This window comes from Acinetobacter uliginosus, from assembly GCF_044130295.1.
Lineage (GTDB): Bacteria > Pseudomonadota > Gammaproteobacteria > Pseudomonadales > Moraxellaceae > Acinetobacter.
The window spans coordinates 1-312 of the sequence record NZ_JBIQOC010000153.1; the positions used below are offsets into that span (position 1 = coordinate 1).

Annotated in this window: 1 tRNA gene; it reads left to right on the forward strand. The window is 39.7% G+C overall.

Going from position 1 to position 312, the window contains the following annotated elements:
* The first annotated feature begins 51 nt into the window (after positions 1 to 51).
* Positions 52 to 127, forward strand: a tRNA-Ala gene (locus ACE01T_RS17245).
* Positions 128 to 312: the final 185 nt, after the last annotated feature.

A 312-nucleotide genomic window follows, 5' to 3' on the forward strand; every position in this document is an offset into this window, starting at 1 on the left:
TATTACATTAAAGCGTACGGAAAATCAGAAACATTGACTTATTGATAAGCTGGGGACTTAGCTTAGTTGGTAGAGCGCCTGCTTTGCACGCAGGAGGTCAGGAGTTCGACTCTCCTAGTCTCCACCATGTATCTTCGGATGCATAATAAGCAAACGGTTAGATAGCTTATAGAGCTTAGTAAGAAAGCGGCGTATAATGCGCGGCATTGTTATTAACCTCTGTGAATTATCACAGTTTCCTGACCTGACGAAGGCTGGAAAAATCATTAACAGAATATATTTGAGTTGAAATAAATTGTTCATACTCGTTTT